Source organism: Oleiphilus sp. HI0128 (genome assembly GCF_001635365.1).
Genome location: NZ_LWGG01001076.1, coordinates 1 through 890, shown reverse-complemented (window position 1 = coordinate 890; position 890 = coordinate 1). Strand labels below are relative to the sequence as shown.

The 890-nt window shown below is 42.4% G+C and carries 2 protein-coding genes; one reads left to right on the top strand and one right to left on the bottom strand.

What is annotated here, in order from left to right; genetic code table 11:
• Positions 1 to 278, bottom strand: a 278-nt coding sequence (locus A3763_RS18365) for a response regulator (protein WP_068760303.1), incomplete at its 3' end; no start/stop codon positions are given.
• A gap of 239 nt (positions 279 to 517) precedes the next feature.
• On the opposite strand from A3763_RS18365, the gene A3763_RS18360 reads away from it, so the two are divergent.
• A partial coding sequence (locus A3763_RS18360) for a hypothetical protein (protein WP_156495165.1) occupies positions 518 to 890 on the top strand: 373 nt, incomplete at its 3' end.

Sequence of the window (890 nt, the reverse complement as noted above, 5' to 3'; positions counted from 1 at the left end):
TAGAGTACCTTATTAACTATTTTGGTAAGCTGCTCCGGGTCGAATGGCTTAACTAGCCAGCCGGTTGCTCCCGCTTTTTTGCCTTCGGTTTTCTTATCAAGACCTGACTCGGTTGTGAGTAACAGAATGGGTGTAGACTTATGCGAGCCAAGCGCACGCACCTCAGCTGTCATCTCAATGCCACTCATATTGGGCATATTTACATCCGATATGATTAACTCGTAAGCATTATCTTTTGCTTGGTGCAAACCCTGTAAACCGTCAGTTGCTTCGGTCACTTTGTGTCAGGCGATCTCGAGGGTGAATTTGATCATTTGTCTCATTGATGCAGAGTCATCAACAACTAATATGTTTGCCATGTTTAACTTCTCTTCTCGCTACTTCTGCTGGTAAATAAGTGGTCTTCAATCTCTTTACAGGTTAAAAGTATAGATAACTTTAGAGAAAAGTTTATATTTCAATGTATTATTCCACACAGTTTCCGTTTCTTTAGTCCCAACCCATGGAAAACAAGTTCTTGTCAATAGATTCACCCATTGCTAGTGGTTCAAGTTCTCGGCCAAGAAAAGCCTTAGCCGGTGCGATTATACTGTCATTTTTGGCACATATTGCGCTGAGTCTTTGGGAAGGACAGAACGAAATCTTTGCGCCGATTGGAAAAACTTCGGTTAATGTTTCCTTAAGACCCTCGCAAGAGGAGGGGGACCCCGCTGATAAGGAGATTGTTGAAAACGTATCTGCTCAAATGCCTCGTGAAGTGGAACAAAAGAGGCCGGAACTCCCAGAAAAACCAAAAACACACAAGCAAAATAGTAAGGAAAGCATACTTGAGTCTGAACAAAAAAAGACTAAGAGAGAGAAAAGTGACAGGTCCGACGAAGTACCGAAAT